Consider the following 558-nt stretch of genomic DNA (forward strand, 5'->3'; position numbering starts at 1 on the left):
GCGCACCCCAGGCAATGCCGTAGCGCGCCGAGTTCAGGCAGGTGAACGGCCCCTTCAAGCCGCGCACCTCGGGGAAGGCATTTTCTTCAGGGCAAAACACCTCATCCATCACGACCTCGCCAGTGATCGAGGCGCGCAAGCCGACCTTGCCGTGGATGGCTGGAGCGGACAAGCCTTTCCAACCCTTTTCCAGCACGAAGCCACGGATCTGTCCCTCGTCATCCTTGGCCCACACCACGAACACATCGGCGATCGGCGAATTGGAAATCCACATCTTGCTGCCGGACAGGCTATAGCCCCCTGCGACTTTCTTGGCGCGCGTGATCATCGAACCCGGGTCGGAACCGTGGTTCGGCTCGGTCAGGCCGAAGCAGCCGATCCATTCGCCGGTAGCGAGCTTCGGCAAATATTTTTGCCTGGTCTGCTCATTGCCGAATTCAAAGATCGGCACCATCACCAGCGACGACTGTACGCTCATCATCGAGCGGTAGCCGGAGTCGACGCGCTCGACTTCGCGCGCGATCAAGCCGTAGCTGACGTAGTTCAGGCCGGGGCCGC

At 61.3% G+C, this 558-nt stretch carries 1 protein-coding gene; it reads right to left on the reverse strand.

The features are described 5' to 3' along the window. A partial coding sequence (locus TSA66_RS01220; protein WP_040038686.1) for an acyl-CoA dehydrogenase family protein occupies positions 1 to 558 on the reverse strand: 558 nt, incomplete at both ends.

The organism is Noviherbaspirillum autotrophicum (assembly GCF_000818395.1).
Lineage (GTDB): Bacteria > Pseudomonadota > Gammaproteobacteria > Burkholderiales > Burkholderiaceae_D > Noviherbaspirillum > Noviherbaspirillum autotrophicum.